At 69.6% G+C, this 15,128-nt stretch carries 9 protein-coding genes; 3 read left to right on the top strand and 6 right to left on the bottom strand.

The window, feature by feature from the left end; all coding sequences use genetic code 11:
* The first annotated feature begins 66 nt into the window (after window positions 1-66).
* On the top strand, window positions 67-1,089 hold the full coding sequence (locus ABZ824_RS19780; protein ID WP_356964644.1) for a hypothetical protein: 1,023 nt from the start codon (window positions 67-69) through the stop codon (window positions 1,087-1,089).
* 125 nt (window positions 1,090-1,214) lie between these two features.
* On the opposite strand, the gene ABZ824_RS19775 is transcribed toward ABZ824_RS19780, so the two are convergent.
* Entirely contained in the window at window positions 1,215-1,460 is a 246-nt protein-coding gene (locus ABZ824_RS19775) for a hypothetical protein (protein WP_355081363.1), read from the bottom strand.
* Window positions 1,461-1,746: 286 nt separating this feature from the next.
* On the opposite strand from ABZ824_RS19775, the gene ABZ824_RS19770 reads away from it, so the two are divergent.
* On the top strand, window positions 1,747-2,925 hold the full coding sequence (locus ABZ824_RS19770) for a PLP-dependent aminotransferase family protein (protein ID WP_356964642.1): 1,179 nt from the start codon (window positions 1,747-1,749) through the stop codon (window positions 2,923-2,925).
* A 48-nt stretch (window positions 2,926-2,973) separates the two neighbouring features.
* On the opposite strand, the gene glpK is transcribed toward ABZ824_RS19770, so the two are convergent.
* Complete coding sequence (gene glpK, locus ABZ824_RS19765) at window positions 2,974-4,473, bottom strand: glycerol kinase GlpK (protein WP_356964640.1); 1,500 nt, start codon at window positions 4,471-4,473, stop codon at window positions 2,974-2,976.
* Between the two features lie 998 nt (window positions 4,474-5,471).
* Here glpK and ABZ824_RS19760 point away from each other — a divergent pair.
* On the top strand, window positions 5,472-7,205 hold the full coding sequence (locus ABZ824_RS19760; RefSeq protein WP_356964638.1) for a glycerol-3-phosphate dehydrogenase/oxidase: 1,734 nt from the start codon (window positions 5,472-5,474) through the stop codon (window positions 7,203-7,205).
* 6 nt (window positions 7,206-7,211) lie between these two features.
* On the opposite strand, the gene ABZ824_RS19755 is transcribed toward ABZ824_RS19760, so the two are convergent.
* From ABZ824_RS19755 to ABZ824_RS19740, 4 genes are all read right to left on the bottom strand, one after another.
* Window positions 7,212-7,778: a TetR family transcriptional regulator gene (locus tag ABZ824_RS19755; protein WP_356964884.1), complete on the bottom strand. Its 567-nt coding sequence runs from the start codon at window positions 7,776-7,778 to the stop codon at window positions 7,212-7,214.
* 56 nt (window positions 7,779-7,834) lie between these two features.
* Window positions 7,835-9,196, bottom strand: coding sequence for a hydroxysqualene dehydroxylase HpnE (hpnE, locus tag ABZ824_RS19750; RefSeq protein ID WP_356964636.1), 1,362 nt, complete (start codon window positions 9,194-9,196; stop codon window positions 7,835-7,837).
* 148 nt (window positions 9,197-9,344) lie between these two features.
* Window positions 9,345-10,127, bottom strand: coding sequence for a DNA-formamidopyrimidine glycosylase family protein (locus ABZ824_RS19745; protein WP_356964634.1), 783 nt, complete (start codon window positions 10,125-10,127; stop codon window positions 9,345-9,347).
* A 36-nt stretch (window positions 10,128-10,163) separates the two neighbouring features.
* On the bottom strand, window positions 10,164-15,056 hold the full coding sequence (locus tag ABZ824_RS19740; RefSeq protein ID WP_356964633.1) for an ATP-dependent helicase: 4,893 nt from the start codon (window positions 15,054-15,056) through the stop codon (window positions 10,164-10,166).
* Window positions 15,057-15,128: the final 72 nt, after the last annotated feature.

Genomic DNA, 15,128 nt, shown 5'->3' with positions numbered 1-15,128 from the left:
GCTGTTTCGACGGGTGGGGCGGTCGTTCGCGGCCGCCCCGCTTGTGTGTCCGGGAAAGGATTGGGTGTGACCTCCGAGGGTGACGCGAGGGAGAACGAATCCGACCAGTCCGGTTCGGAGTTCGGTCCGCCGTTGGGGGAATTCGGGCCGCCGGTGTCCGAATTCGGACCGCCCGTCTCGGAATTCGGTCCACCTGTTTCGGAATTCGGTCCGCCGATGGGGGCCGACACCGGCCCGCGCTGGCAGGTGCCACAGCAGCCGACCGATCACCCGGAACTGACTTGGCGGCCCGCGGGCGAGCCGGAAACGACACCCGCACTGCCGTCACAGTTCCGCGCGCCGGATTCCACGGTTTACGCCGGACCTGCCCCCGCCACGCCCGAGCAGCCTTCTTCCGGCGTCGAGCGCTCGCAGCCCGAGGACGGCGAGCCGCAGGAATCCTGGTGGAACCAGCCGACCGCCGAGGGGGGCGTGCCGAAACCTCCCGCGCCGTCCGAATCGGGTCTGTCCTGGGCCGAGGACCCGATCGCCATGCGGCTGGCGCTGCGCGTCCCCACGACACCGGCGCCCGCCCGGCGCAAGGGCTCCTCGACGCGGTGGATCGTGCTCGGTGCGGTCGCGGCGGTCGTGGCGCTGATCGCGCTGACCGTGACCATCGTGGTGACCAGCGGCAGCGATGAGGACCAGGACGGCACGGCGGCTGCGAGCGGCCCGAGCACCGCGGCGATGGACTGCCCGACCCGCACCGAGGGCAAGGTCACCTTCGGCAATGGTTCGGGTGACACGAGCAGCGGGATCCGGGCGATTCTCGGCTTCGAGCATGCCTACTATTCCGAGCGCAGCGCTGCCCGCGCGCACACGTTCGTGGCGCCGGGCGCGAACGTCGAGCCACCCGCGGACCTGCAGAAAACCATCGACCAGCACATCCCGCATGGCACGGCCTATTGCCTGCGGATCGCGGAGATCACTCCCGATCGCTTCAACGTCGAGATCACCGAGCGCCATCCCGATGGCACCGAGGCCCAGTACTTCCCGGTGATCACGACGGTGACCCTGGACGGACGGACCCTCATCTATCTGATCGATTGAGTCTGCTTCGCAGTAGGTCGGGCTACCGGGGTTCGCTCCAGCGATGAACGCGGTGCGTGGTGGAACGGGTGCGCCGCGGCCGCCGGTGTGCGCAAACCGCGCACGCCGCGGCCGCGGACGACGGATCAGCCGTCGTTGACGCCCGGCTGCAGGTAGTTCGTGACCTGCCACACGTACCCACCGCCGGAGCGCACGCAGCCGAGAACCGCTTTGCGCTGGACTCCGTTGCCCACGTCCACATAGTCCTGCGCCGTGGCTCCTGGAACCGTGCACTTCTGACCAGGCTGGGCGGCGTTCGCCGACGGCGCCACAAAGGCCAGTACGCCGGTGGTCAATGCGCCGATAGCAAGCGCGGATGCGATGTGTTTCATTGCTTTTCGTTCCTTCGGTCAGATGATCCTTACGTGGATCTGGACGGTGGCGGCGCGAATACCGTTCCATCGAGTGATGCGGATCACTCCAGGGGTCGCTGTCCGTCGGGACGCTGCGGCGGGTGCATGTCGGACAGTGAGTCGGTCGGTCCGGTCTTGTTGCGTCCGACGGCCCGTTCCACGCCTCGAAACTATCTCACATAATGAGAATAGAATTTCATATCTTGGTAGTGGATGTGAAACAGTGAGGACAACGCGTACCGTGGCGTCCTTTTCTGGAGGTTTCATGACGGCGATCACTCCACCCCTGGCCCGGCGTCTCGAGGGCCTGACGAGTTCGGCGATTCGTGATCTGCTGAAGGTAGCCGCGCGCGACGACGTCATCAGCCTGGCCGGTGGCCTGCCCGACGAGCAATTGATGCCGCGAGACCGGATCGCGCAGGCGGCGGAGTCGGCGCTGGCGGACCGCGCGCGACTGCAGTACACCGAATCGGCCGGGTGGGGGCCGCTGCGTGACGTGCTCGCCGCACGTGAGACGCGGCGGCTGGGGCGGCCGGTGCCGCTCGAGGAGGTGTTCGTCACGCACGGTTCGCAGCAGGCGTTGTCGCTGCTCGCCGAGGTTTTGCTGGATCCGGGCGCGCTCGTCGTGGTCGAGGATCCGGCATACGTCGGCGCGTTGCAGGTGTTCCGGGCCGCCGGATCGCGCATCGTGACGGTCCCGCTCGACGCCGAAGGGATGCGGGTCGACGCGCTGGCCGAACTGCTCGGCCGTGGCGAGCGGCCCGCGGTGGTGCACACGGTGAGCAATTTCCACAATCCGCGCGGTGTCACCATGAGCCCGCGACGCCGGCAGGAACTCGCCGAGCTCGCCGACCGGTTCGGATTCTGGGTGATCGAGGACGATCCCTACGGCGAACTGTGGTTCGACCGGCCGTCGCCGGAACCGATCGCGACGTATTCACCCAACGTGATCCGGCTGTCGAGCGTGTCGAAGATTCTGGCGCCGACCTTGCGGGTGGGCTGGATGACCGCGCCGAACGCGGTGTGCAGGGGTGTGGAACTGCTGAAGCAGGGCGCGGACCTGTGCGGGTCGGCCCTGACCCAACAGATCGCCGCCGATCTGCTCGCCGATGCGGACTGGCTGACCGGGCAGGTCGAGGAGATCCGGCGGGTCTACGGTGCGCGGGCGCGTGTCCTGGTCGACGAGCTGCGCACCCGCTTCGGTGACCGTCTGGTGAGCACCGATGCGGCGGGCGGCATGTTCGTGTGGGTCGACCTCACCGATGGGACCGACGCCGTGGACTTGTTGCCCCGCGCCATCGATCTCGGCGTCGCCTACGTCCCCGGCGAGGCATTCGCGGTGTCCGGCGGCCACCGGAATTCGATGCGCCTGTGCTTCACCACCTCCGACGCGGCGACGCTGCGTGAGGCGATCGCGCGGTTGGCGCGCGCGATAGGTGAATAGATTCGGGGGTTACGACTTTCGATTTCCGCCGCATCGCTCGCGCGACCGTCAGTCAACCCAGCCGTAGGTGCGCTCGACCGCCTTGTTCCACGCGGCGAAGCGCTCGTCCCGTTCCGCTTCCGGCATGGTCGGGTGCCATGTCTTGTCGGCGGTCCAGTTGTCGCGGATGTCGTCGGTGCCCGACCAGTAGCCGACGGCGAGCCCGGCCGCGTACGCCGCACCCAGCGCGGTGGTCTCGTTGACCACCGGGCGTACCACGGGCACGTCGAGGACGTCGGACTGGAACTGCATGAGCAGGTCGTTGGCGACCATGCCGCCGTCCACCTTCAGCGTGGTCAGCTCCAGGCCGAGCCGCTGGGACTCGGCGTCCGCGCGCATCGCGTCGACCACCTCGCGGGTCTGGAACGCGGTGGATTCCAGCACCGCCCGCGCCAGGTGCGCTTTGGTGACGAAACGCGTGAGTCCGGCGATCACGCCGCGCGCGTCCGGACGCCAGCGGGGGGCGAACAGCCCGGAAAAGGCGGGCACGATGTAGGCGCCGCCGTTGTCGTCGACGCTACGGGCCAGCGGCTCGATCTCGTCGGCGGAGGAGATGATGCCGAGATTGTCGCGGAACCACTGCACCAGCGAGCCGGTGACCGCGATGGAGCCCTCCAGGGCGTACACCGCGTCCGCGGCACCCAGGCGATAACACACCGTGGTGAGCAGGCCGTGTTTGCTGAACACCGGCGTGGTTCCGGTGTTCAGCAACATGAAATTGCCGGTGCCGTAGGTGTTCTTGGCCTCGCCGGGTGACAGGCACGCCTGGCCGAAAGTGGCGGCCTGCTGGTCGCCGAGAATGCCCGCCACCGGCACCCCGGCCAGCGGCCCGGAACCGATCGGCGCGTAGACCTCCGAGGAACTGCGCACCTGCGGCAGCATCGACTCCGGCACGCCGAATTCCCGGCAGATCACCGAATCCCATTGCAACGAGCGCAGATCCAGCAGCATGGTGCGGGAGGCATTGGTCACGTCGGTGATGTGCTCGCCGGTGAGCTTCCACAACACCCAGCTGTCGACGGTGCCGAAGCACAGCTCGCCCGCCTCGGCGCGCTCCCGCACCCCAGGCACGTTGTCCAGGATCCAGCGCAGCTTCGGCCCGGCGAAATAGGTGGACAGCGGCAGGCCGGTGCGCTCCTGGTAGCGGCCCGGTCCCGCGTCGCCGCCCAATTCGGCGCACAGCCGGTCGGTACGGGTGTCCTGCCAGACGATCGCGTTGTACACCGGACGACCGGTCTCGCGGTCCCACACCACGGTCGTCTCACGCTGATTGGTGACGCCGACCGCGGCGATGTCGTCCGCGCCGAGGCCGTTGCGCTCCAGAACGTCACCGAGGACGAATTCGGTATTGCGCCAGATGGTTTCGGGATCATGCTCGACCCAACCCGGCTGCGGGAAGATCTGCTCGTGCTCCCGCTGGGCGACGCCGACGACGCGCCCCTGCCGGTCGAAGACGATGCACCGACTCGAGGTCGTGCCCTGGTCGATGGCGGCCACATAGCGACGCATGCTGGCAGTGTATTTGGCCGCGCCTTCGGCGCGGCTGTGTTTGTTTTTCCAGCGCCTGCGGCGCGGGCCGCGAACGGCGGATGCTCGGTCTCGCTTCGCTCGAAAGACGTGGTTGGGGTGCGCTGGGCGCGTCGGTATCGAAGCTCGGCTACCGGTGCACGCGGCTGTAATGCTGGCTGCGGGCCCGGCGGTCTGTTTCTCTTTTCGTCGCGGACGCGGCGGCCGCGCAAACCCGAGCTGGGCCGCGAACGGAACAGGCTCGCTCGGTCTCGCTTCGCTCGAAAGACGTAGTTGCGGTGCGCTGGGCGCGTCGGTGTAGGAACTCGCTACCAGGTGCACGCGGTTGTAGTGCTGGCTGCGGGTCTGGCGGTCTGTTTCTCTTTTCGTCGCGTACGCGGCGGCCGCTCGGACGGCGGCCGGGCCGCGAAGGGTGGATGCTCGGTCTCGCTTCGCTTTGAAGGCGTGGGTGCGTCGGGGTCGAGGCTTGCTACCGGATGCGCGCGGTTGGTAGTAGCTCTGGTGTCGGCTCGATCGGTTCGGCGAGTTGTCGGGTACGAGTCGGCTGTGTTGGTCGCCGGCGCGTGTGACTCGGCCGGGACTGCTCGGAGGGGCAGGCGTGTTGGCCGTTCGGGCTGTGGCGGGGCGCGTGCGACTCGTGGGTCGGATTCGAGACGTTGTGCATGAGGCCGCAGTAGTTGCCGGTCCGCCGGGGTGTTTTGCTCTGCCTGGGGGGGCTGCTCGGTCTCGGTTCGGTCGCAATTGTGCTGGGTCTGATGAGGCGATCCGGTCGTTGTGGCGGCGGGGTTGGTGAGTGCGGGAGTGTGCTGTTGTGTGGCTCACTGGGCGGTGGGGACGGGTCGCCGCTCGGCTAGGGTTGGGATTGTTACCGACGAGTAGGACGGGGCGACACGGGCCGGGGCGCGGGCGGTCGATTCGCGGCGGTTCGCCTAGCCTGGATCTGAACGCTCGATCGGACACATCCGCTGGAGGAGTCGAGCATGGCGAAGAAACCGGAATCGCAGCTTCTCGGGCCGGAGCAGCGCAGTGCGGCCTGGGAGCGCTTCGGCAAAGATCATTTCGATGTGGTCGTCGTCGGTGGGGGCGTGGTCGGGGCCGGTATCGCGTTGGACGCGGCGACCAGGGGCTTACAGGTCGCCTTGGTCGAAGCCCGCGATTTCGCGTCCGGGACGTCCAGCCGGTCGTCGAAGATGTTCCACGGCGGACTGCGCTACCTCGAGCAGCTGGAGTTCGGATTGGTGCGCGAGGCGCTGCGCGAGCGCGAGCTCGCGCTGTCCATGCTGGCGCCGCACCTGGTCAAGCCGCTGCGCTTCCTGTACCCGCTGACCAGCCGCGTGTGGGAGCGTCCGTACGTGGCGGCGGGCCTGGTCCTGTACGACACCATGGGCGGGGCGAAATCCGTTCCCGGGCAACGGCATCTCACGCGCGCGGGCGCGTTGCGGCTGGCGCCCGGGTTGCGGCGCGATTCGCTGATCGGCGGTGTCAGCTACTACGACACGGTCGTCGACGACGCACGCCACACCATGATGGTGGCGCGCACGGCCGCGCACTACGGTGCGGTGATCCGCACGTCCACCCAGGTCGTCGGGTTCCTGCGGGAAGCCGACCGGGTGGTCGGCGTGAAGGTGCGCGACACCGAGGACGGCCGCGCGGGCGAGGTCCGTGGGCATGTGGTGATCAACGCGACCGGCGTGTGGACCGACGAAGTCCAAGCTCTGTCGCATCAGCGCGGCCGGTTCCATGTGCGGGCCTCCAAAGGCGTGCACATCGTGGTCCCACGCGACCGGATCGTGAGCGACACCGCGATCATCCTGCGCACCGCCACATCGGTGCTGTTCGTCATTCCCTGGGGCGCGCATTGGATCATCGGCACCACCGACACCGAGTGGAATCTCGACCTCGCGCATCCGGCCGCGACCAAGGCCGATATCGACTATCTGCTGGAACGCGTGAACCAAGTACTGGTTCAGCCACTCACGCCGGACGACATCGACGGCGTGTACGCGGGCCTTCGCCCGTTGCTGGCCGGGGAGAGCGACGAGACCTCCAAGCTCTCACGTGAACATGCCGTCGCCCGGGTCGCGCCCGGTCTGGTCGGCATCGCGGGTGGCAAGTACACCACCTATCGCGTGATGGCTCTCGACGCGGTGGACGAAGCGGCGCAGGACATACCGGCCCGGGTCTCACCGTCGATCACGGCGAAGGTGCCGCTGCTCGGCGCCGACGGCTATTTCGCGCTGGTCAACCAGACGGTGCAGCTGGCCGAGACCTACGGGGTGCATCCGTACCGGATCAAGCACCTGCTGGATCGGTACGGCTCGCTGATCGCCGATGTGATGGCCTTCGCCGAGGACCGACCCGAACTGCTGCAACCGATCACGGACGCGCCGTCCTATCTCCAGGTGGAGGCGGTCTACGCGGCGGCGGCCGAGGGCGCCCTGCATCTCGACGACATCCTGGCCCGGCGGACCCGGATCTCGATCGAGTACCCGCACCGCGGAGCCAATTGCGCAGAGCAGGTGGCCCGGCTGGTCGCGCCCGTTCTGGGCTGGGACGACGAGGAGATCGACCGGGAGGTACGCACTTATCAGGCGCGGGTCGAGGCGGAGATCCAATCGCAGACCCAACCGGACGACGCCTCCGCCGATGCCCTGCGGATCGCCGCGCCCGAGCCGCGCCCGCAGATCCTGGAGCCGGTGCCGTCGGAGGGCTGAGTGTGGTCAGTCGGGCGCTTCCATCGCCATGGCCCAGCCGACCAGCGAGCGCAGGTAGCGCAGCACCAGTTCGTCCGGATACGCGCTCGGGTCGGTGAGGTGCAGCCGGGCCAGTTCCTCCACGGCGGCCAACAGGATTCGCTCTGTCGGACCATTCGGATCCACGGTGACCCCGAGGTATCTGGACAGATGACGCGCGCCGATCGCCCGCGCGTAAGCGCGACCGAGCGCGAGTCGCTCGCGCAGCTCCGGCGGCCCGCCGTCGAACGGGCTGAGCATGATCCGCCAACTGGTCGGCGCGGCGTGCAGGTAGGCGAGGATGCCGCGACCGACCCGGTCCACGTCACCGTGGTCCCAGTCCACGCTGCGCACACCGGCGAAGGCGATGGCCGACTCGCGGTCCAGCAGCGCCGACGTCAGCCCGGGCAGGTCGGTGAACTGCTGGTACACCAGCGCGCGGGCGACCTGCGCTTCGCGGGCCACCCGGTCGATGCTCACCGCGCCGAAGCCTTCGGTGGCGACGATGTCGCGCGCCACGTTCAGCAGCTGGGTACGGCGGTCGGCGGCGGACATCCGGCGCTTCGGCCGCGCCTCGCTGGTACCGCGCTCGGCCGTGGAGCGGTCGGTGGTCACGCCGTCGAAGGTAGCTCGAGCAGCAGCTCGACCGCCCGCGCCGCGCTCTGCGCCGCGCTTTCCATCGTCGCCGACCAGTCGGTGGCGGTCCAGTCACCCGCGAGGGTCAAAGTGGGCACCGAGGTGCGCTGGCTCGGGCGCAACGCGTGGTTGCCGACGACTTGGGAGAAGGTGGCTTTCGGCATGCGGACGACTTGGGCCTGTACCACGTTCGCCGCTCGCGCCGCCGGATAGTAGCGGCGCAGCAGCGCCATCTGCTCGGCGACGATCTCGTCGCCGGACTTGTGGATCTGTTCGTAGGCGCCACTGGTGGTCAGGCAGTACAGCCAGGCCTTCGCGGTACTGCGCCCGGTCATCCGCTGGCGATCGAAGACCTCGTCGATGACGCCGGTGCCGCCGATCAGCGCCTCGAACTCGGCCGTGGTCCCCAGTGGGCGATCGAGATAGAGGTTGGTGCTGACGATCGGCGTGTAGCCGAGTTTGTCGGCCGCCGCGTAGATCTCGGCGTGCTCGGGTAGATCGTCGAGCAGGCCGCCGATGTTCGAGTTGGGCACGGCGCACACCACCGCGTCGGCCGGGATCGTGCTGCCGTCCGCCAACGCGACGCCGCTGACCTTCCCGTCCACGATGTGGATCCGGCGCGCCACCGCTCGGTAGCGCACCTGCACGCCGTACTTCTCGAAGACACGCAACGCCCCGGTGACATACAACGTGTCCAGGTCGGTGGTCGGATAACCGATGTCGACGGCCTGCCGGTGCCGCAGGCCCAGCCGGATGCCCGTGGCCATCACATCGGCGAACACCTTCGCCGACTCCCGCTGCACCGGCTCCGCCGCGATGCCGAGCGCCAGCCAATCCCACAGTGCTTCCCTGGCTTTGGCGGGCATGCCGACCCGGTCGAACCATTGCTCGGTGGTGAGGCCGGGCAGGTCGGTGGGCTGACGCAGGCACTGCCAGCCGAGCCGGAGCGTGGCGATCGTCGCGCGCACGCGCTCCAGCGGGTTCGCATCGGGATGCGCGCCGGACAGCGTGCGCAGCGCGGCGATTCCTTTGGTGCGCATGGTGACGCTGCGGCCGTCGGGCCAGCGCAGTGTGCCGCCATGTGGGAAAGCGACGTACTGCCGTGTGCCGACGCTGGTCAGATAGCGGAACAGGTGGTCGTATCCGCTGGCGATCACGTGCTGGCCGTTGTCCGGTGGATCGTCCACCGCCGCGGCGCGCATAGCGTGGGTGCGTCCGCCGAGCCTGCCTCTGCGTTCGAGCAGGGTGACCTGCTTGCCCGCTTCCGCCAGCCAGACCGCCGAGGCGAGCCCGGCCAAGCCGCCCCCGATCACCACGTATCGCCGTGGGTCGCCCATGCTGCCTCCCGCCATAACTGACAAATTGTAAGTTAGGTGGGCGGGAAGTGCTCGTCAAGAGTTGTCGGCCGTTATCGGCTGTAAGGCAGCGAATTACCGCGCGGCGTGGCGGATAACCGTGTCGGAAACCGGGACTCGCGGCATCGGATCATTCGGCCGGGATGGGCTGACATCGAGGGCAGAAGAAGATGCCCCGCTCTCGCTGCACCACCCGGTCGTGATCCGGTGCGGTGTCACCGAGTAGGTCGGCGACGAGTGGGGTGCCGCAGCGCTGGCACGGACGGTGTGTTCGGCCGTAGGCCAGAGCGCGCCGCGGCGGCTTGGCCACCGATTCGGCGAGGATGCGGTGTGCTTCGTTGACCATGGCCAACAGGTCCGGGACGTCGCCGACCCTGGTCGCGGGGTGGACGCGGCGCAGAAAACACACCTCGCTGCGGAAGATGTTCCCGATACCGGCGAGGTTGCGCTGATCCAGCAGTGCGACGCCGATGGGTTGATCCGGATACCGCGCCAATCGCCGGACGGCTTCCGCCGCATCCCAATCCGGGCCCAGCAGATCGGGTCCGAGATGGTCGACGATGCGGTGCTCGTCGCCCACCCGCACGACCTCGACGGTGCCCAAGGAGAACCCGACTGCTTCGACGTCCGCGGTGCTCAAGACGACTCGTGCGGCGACGCGCGGTTTCGTCCAGCGCTGTCCGCAGTGGAACACGCGCCAGCTGCCCTCCATCTTCAGGTGGGTGTGAACGCTCACGGTGGGCGTGCGGATGAACAGGTGTTTTCCGTAACTGCCGACGCTTTCGACCACCTGCCCGCGCAGATCCACCGTCGCGTATCGCGGTACGCGGAAGTCGCTGCGCGTCAGTTCTTTGCCCTCCAGCGCGGTGCGAAGCCGTTTCGCGGCGAGAAAGACGGTGTCCCCCTCAGGCATACGACGGCTCCGCCGAGTCGGCGCGGAATCGCGGGCTCACAGGCGGCTCCGGAGGCGCAGGCCGCGGGGGGTGGCGGAGAAGCCGGCTTCGGTGAGGAACCCGGCGAACGTGTTGCCATGCACGGTGTCTCCGTTGACCCGGTCGATGACCAGCGAGTCCACCCGGCGGCGGTGGACCAGGTCGGCGAGCGCCGCGGCGGCGGCGCGGCGGGCGTCGGGGTCCTCGGTGAAGGTGAGCAGGGTCTTGCCGCCCCGCTCCAGATACAGCACCAGTTCACCGTCGACGAGCACGACGAGCGCTCCGGCTTTACGTCCGGGGCGATGCCCGCCCTCCACGTCGCTCTTCGGCCAAGCCAGAGCGGCGCCGTATGGGTTCGCCGGATCGGACGCGGCCAGTGCCAGTACCGTGCCGGTCGGCTCCCTGGACTCGGGACGGGCCCGTTCCGGGTCGAAGGAGCGCAGCCGGTCCACCACGTCGGTGGTGGAGAACTGCGCGCCGCCCAGCGAATCGACGAAATAACCGCGGCGGCAGCGTCCTCGGTCCTCGAACTCCGTGAGCACCCGGTACATCAGCGCGAACCCGCCCGGCACGCCCTCGTTCTGCACCGAGCCCCTGGTCAGCACGCCGTACCGCTCCAGGAGCAGGTCCGCGGTCGCGTGGGCGCGCAGCGTGTTGTCCGAGACCCGCTCCGGGAGCAGAGACCATCTCCCGGCGACCGAGGGCGGGCCGGAACGGGTGGGCATGCTCGGCCGGGGCAGGTAGGCCCGCCCTCGCGGGGCGCGGCGGGGCGTGCGGTGGGCCGTCGTGGTCCGGGCCGTACCGGAAAGCAACGCCCGTACCGGCGCGAACGTGTCACCGGAAACCATTCCGGCCCAAACCAATTCCCACAGCGCTGCGGCCGCAGCGGAGTCGTCGAGCAGGCCGGTGGCGTCCGAGAGTTGCCGGAAGAAGTACGCGCCGCCGCCCTGCGGCACGGGTATCAGTCGTTCCGCGGGGGCGTCGGAGATCGAATGTCCCGCACCGGCCGCGTCTTCCGAGCCGACCGGTGATCGTCGGCTGCGTCGGCCGTTGTCCGACTCGTTCGGTGTGGCGCCACCGGCCGTCTCGGCGGATCGCCGGCGCGCGCCGTGACCGTCGGACGCACTGCCGGTCGGCAGGTCCGGCTCGTCCAACGGCACGGGCGGTCGATCCGGCACGGTTTCCGCGGGGCCGGGTGGCGTCCATGGCACGAAGGTCGCGCCGAGCGCGGCGAGCAGGCGTAATTGGACATCGGTGAGATCGACCTCGTCCGGCGGCGCGAGGGTGAACGGCGCCTGCTCGGCCGGATGCAGGGCGATCCAGCCGTCCTTGGCGGTGATGGCGCCGTGCCCGGACCAGACCACCTCACCCGTCGCCATGAGCTCGTCGAGCATGGCCGGGGTGTAATCGCGCACCCGCGCGGGCAGGACGAGCGATTCCCAGGCGGACGCCGGGATCGGCACGCCCGCGAGCTGTTCCACGACGGCCGCCACGCCGTCGACGCCGCGCAGTTCGCCGCTGCCGGCGTGCTGCCAGGACGGGAGAAAGCGCCCGAACGCGGCGGTCGAGACCGGCTCGACCTCGTGCCTGGCGGCGGCGAGCGATCTGCGGCGCAGCCGGCGCAGCACCTGCGCGTCGCACCACTCCGCCCCGGCGGCTCCGGGCGTGAACTCCCCCTCGACCACCCGTTTTTCGATGGCGAGCCGGTGTAGTGCGGTGGCGGCGACCGCGGTGCCGAGCCCGAACCGGGCCGCCACCGCCTCCGTGCCGAACGGGCCGTGCGTGCGGGCGTAGCGGCCGACCAGATCGCCGAGCGGATCGGCCACCGGCTCGATGAACGCCGATGGCGTGCCGATCGGCAGCGGAACCCCGAGCGCGTCGCGCAGCCGGGCCGCGTCCTCCACCGCGACCCACCAGCTGCGCCCCGCGAAGGAGACCTCCAGCGCACGGCGTGCGGACACGAGGCTTTCGAACCAGGCGACGGGATCCTCGTCGGAGCGCTCGGCGGCTTCGGCGGCGGTGAGCGGCCCGAGCAGCCGCAGCAGATCCGCCAAGCCCTCGGCGTCGCGCGCGTGCCGCTCGGGAGTGAGCCGCTGCAGTTCTCGCTCGGTTTGCTCGATGACCGCGGCGTCGAGCAGTTCGCGCAGCTCGACCCGGCCGAGCAACTCGGCGAGCAGACCGGAATCGAGCGAGAGCGCGGCGGCGCGCCGCTCGGCCAGCGGGCTGTCGCCGTCGTACATGAACTGCCCGATGTAGTCGAACAGCAGGGCGTTGGCGAACGGTGACGGCGTCGCGGTCTCCACCTCGACCAGTCGTATCCGGCGCCGCCCGACCTGTCCGAGCAGGTCGCGCAGCGACGGCAGGTCGTAGACGTCGCGCAGGCATTCGCGCACCGTCTCCAACAGGATCGGGAATTCAGGGAACTTGCGCGCGACGTCCAGCAACTGGGCCGAGCGCTGCCGCTGCTGCCACAGCGGCGCTCGCTTGCCCGGGTCGCGGCGCGGCAGCAACAATGCGCGGGCGGCGCATTCGCGGAACCTCGAGGCGAACAGCGCCGAGCCGCCCACCTGCTCGGTGACGATGTCATCGATCTCGTCGGACTCGAAGACGAACAGTTCGGCGCCGGGCGGATCGTCGGTGGTATCGGGCAGCCGCACGACGATGCCGTCGTCGGAGGCGTTCGGCGCGGCGTCCACACCGAACCGTTCGCGCAGCCGCGCCCCGATGGCCAGCGCCCAGGGAGCGTGGACCGGAAGACCGTAGGGGGAGTGCAGCACCAGCCGCCAGTCGCCAAGTTCGTCGCGGAACCGCTCCACTACCAGCGTGCGGTCGGTGGGCAGATGTCCGGTCGCGGTGCGCTGTTCGTCCAGGAGTGTGAGCAGGTTGGCGGTGGCGTTGTCGTCGAGACCGGCGGAAAGCATGACATCCGCGACACGCTCCGGTACCGCGGGCGCGCGACCCGTGCCGTTGGGTATCGAATCCGCCTGCGCGCGAGTCTGTTTCGACGCCTTCGGAGGTGTGCCTGCATCGCGCCGTGCGGTCTTCCCGGCACCCGTGGACGCCTCGGCGGCGAGGTCCTGTGCGACCGTGCGCACGAATTCGCCGAGCGCAGCGCCGAGTTCGGCGGGCCGACCGAGCCCGTCGCCGTGCCAGAACGGCAACCGCCCCGGCTGTCCGAACGCGGGCGTCACCAGCACCCGATCGAAGGTGATCTCCTCGATCCGCCAGCTCGTCGCCCCGAGCGCGAACACGTCGCCGACCCGGGACTCGTAGACCATCTCCTCGTCGAGTTCCCCGACCCGGGATGCCTTCTCGCCCACCATGTACACCGCGAACATGCCGCGATCGGGGATCGCTCCGCCCGAGGTCACGGCCAGCCGTTGCGCGCCGGGCCGCCCGGTGAGTGTGCCCGCGTCGCGATCCCAGACCAGCCGGGGACGCAGTTCGGCGAACTCGTCGGACGGATACCGCCCCGAGAGCAGGTCCAGCACCGATTCGTAGGCCGAGCGCGGCAGCGACGCGTAGCTGCCGGTGCCGCGCACGACGTCGAACCACGCGTCGACGTCGATCGGGTCCAGCGCGCACGCGGCGACGGTCTGCTGCGCGAGGATGTCCAACGGATGCGCCGGGATCTGGATCGCCTCGATCTGTCCGGCCGTCATCCGCCGCGACGCCACCGCGCAATGGATGACGTCGGTGCGGTGTTTGGGGAAGATCACCCCGCGGGAGATCTCGCCGACCTGGTGCCCGGCCCGCCCGATCCGCTGCAATCCGCTGGCCACCGAGGGCGGCGCCTCCACCTGGACCACCAGGTCGACCGCGCCCATGTCGATGCCGAGTTCCAGGCTGCTGGTCGCGACGACGCAGCGCAGCCGCCCGCTCTTGAGATCGTCTTCGATCAGCGCTCGCTGCTCCTTGCTGACCGAACCGTGGTGCGCGCGCGCCAGCAGGGGCCCCGCGCCGTGGATCACCTCGGTGGACGGGCCGAGCTGGGCGGGCGGCTTGTGCTCGGTCTCCACCGGCTCGCCCAGCCGCGCCGCGTAGGCCTCGTTCAGCCGGGCGGTGAGCCGCTCGGCCAGCCTGCGGGAGTTCGCGAACACGATCGAGGACCGGTGCTCCAGCACGAGTTCGACGATCGCCTCGTCCACGTGGGGCCAGATCGATCCAGGCTGGTCGGAGTCGCCGGGCTCGGTCATGTCCGCCACCGGCACGCGCACCGACAGGTCGAACGTCTTGGGCGCGGGCGGCGCGACCAGGGTGATCGGCGCGTTGCCGACCAGGAACCGGCCGACTTCCTCCGGCGGCCGGACGGTCGCCGACAGCCCGATGCGCTGGGCGGGCCGCTCGGTCAGCAGATCCAGCCGGGCCAGCGACAGCGCCAGGTGCGAACCGCGCTTGGAACCGGCGATCGCGTGCACCTCGTCCACGATCACCGTGCGCACGTCCCGCAGCGTCTCGCGGGCCGCCGAGGTGAGCATGAGGAACAGCGACTCCGGCGTGGTGATCAGGATGTCCGGCGGGGTGCGCAGCATGGACCGCCGATCGGACGCGCTGGTGTCGCCGGAACGGACCCCGACGGTGATCTCCGGCGGCTCCAGTCCCAGGCGTTTCGCCGTCTGCGTGACGCCGACCAGCGGCGCTCGCAGATTGCGTTCCACGTCCACCGCCAGCGCCTTCAGCGGGGACACGTACAGCACGGAAGTGCCTGCCCGCTCGGGCCGCCGTTCCCGGCCGGCCAGCTGGTCTATCGCCCACAGGAACGCCGAGAGCGTCTTGCCGGACCCCGTGGGCGCGACGACCAGAGTGTGCTCGCCCGCCGCGATCGCCTTCCACGCCCCCAGCTGAGCGGAGGTCGGCGCGGGGAACGCGCCGTCGAACCACTCCTGGGTCGCGCGGGAGAACGGGGCCATGGATTCAAGTGTGCACCGGCCCACCGACAAGCACGCCCGTACCGTTTCGCGAGCGAAGCGGGAGCAATCGAA

Origin of the sequence: Nocardia sp. NPDC047038 (genome assembly GCF_040644075.1) — a bacterium.
In the GTDB taxonomy this organism is placed as follows: domain Bacteria; phylum Actinomycetota; class Actinomycetes; order Mycobacteriales; family Mycobacteriaceae; genus Nocardia; species Nocardia sichangensis.
This window is presented reverse-complemented; position numbering and strand designations above follow the sequence as displayed.

Coding starts and splice junctions, on each gene's coding strand:
- ABZ824_RS19775 (WP_355081363.1), bottom strand. CDS start 1,460: ATGAAACACATCGCATCCGCGCTTGCTATCGGCGCATTGACCACCGGC.
- ABZ824_RS19770 (WP_356964642.1), top strand. CDS start 1,747: ATGACGGCGATCACTCCACCCCTGGCCCGGCGTCTCGAGGGCCTGACG.
- glpK (WP_356964640.1), bottom strand. CDS start 4,473: ATGCGTCGCTATGTGGCCGCCATCGACCAGGGCACGACCTCGAGTCGG.
- ABZ824_RS19760 (WP_356964638.1), top strand. CDS start 5,472: ATGGCGAAGAAACCGGAATCGCAGCTTCTCGGGCCGGAGCAGCGCAGT.
- ABZ824_RS19755 (WP_356964884.1), bottom strand. CDS start 7,778: ATGTCCGCCGCCGACCGCCGTACCCAGCTGCTGAACGTGGCGCGCGAC.
- hpnE (WP_356964636.1), bottom strand. CDS start 9,196: ATGGGCGACCCACGGCGATACGTGGTGATCGGGGGCGGCTTGGCCGGG.
- ABZ824_RS19745 (WP_356964634.1), bottom strand. CDS start 10,127: ATGCCTGAGGGGGACACCGTCTTTCTCGCCGCGAAACGGCTTCGCACC.
- ABZ824_RS19740 (WP_356964633.1), bottom strand. CDS start 15,056: ATGGCCCCGTTCTCCCGCGCGACCCAGGAGTGGTTCGACGGCGCGTTC.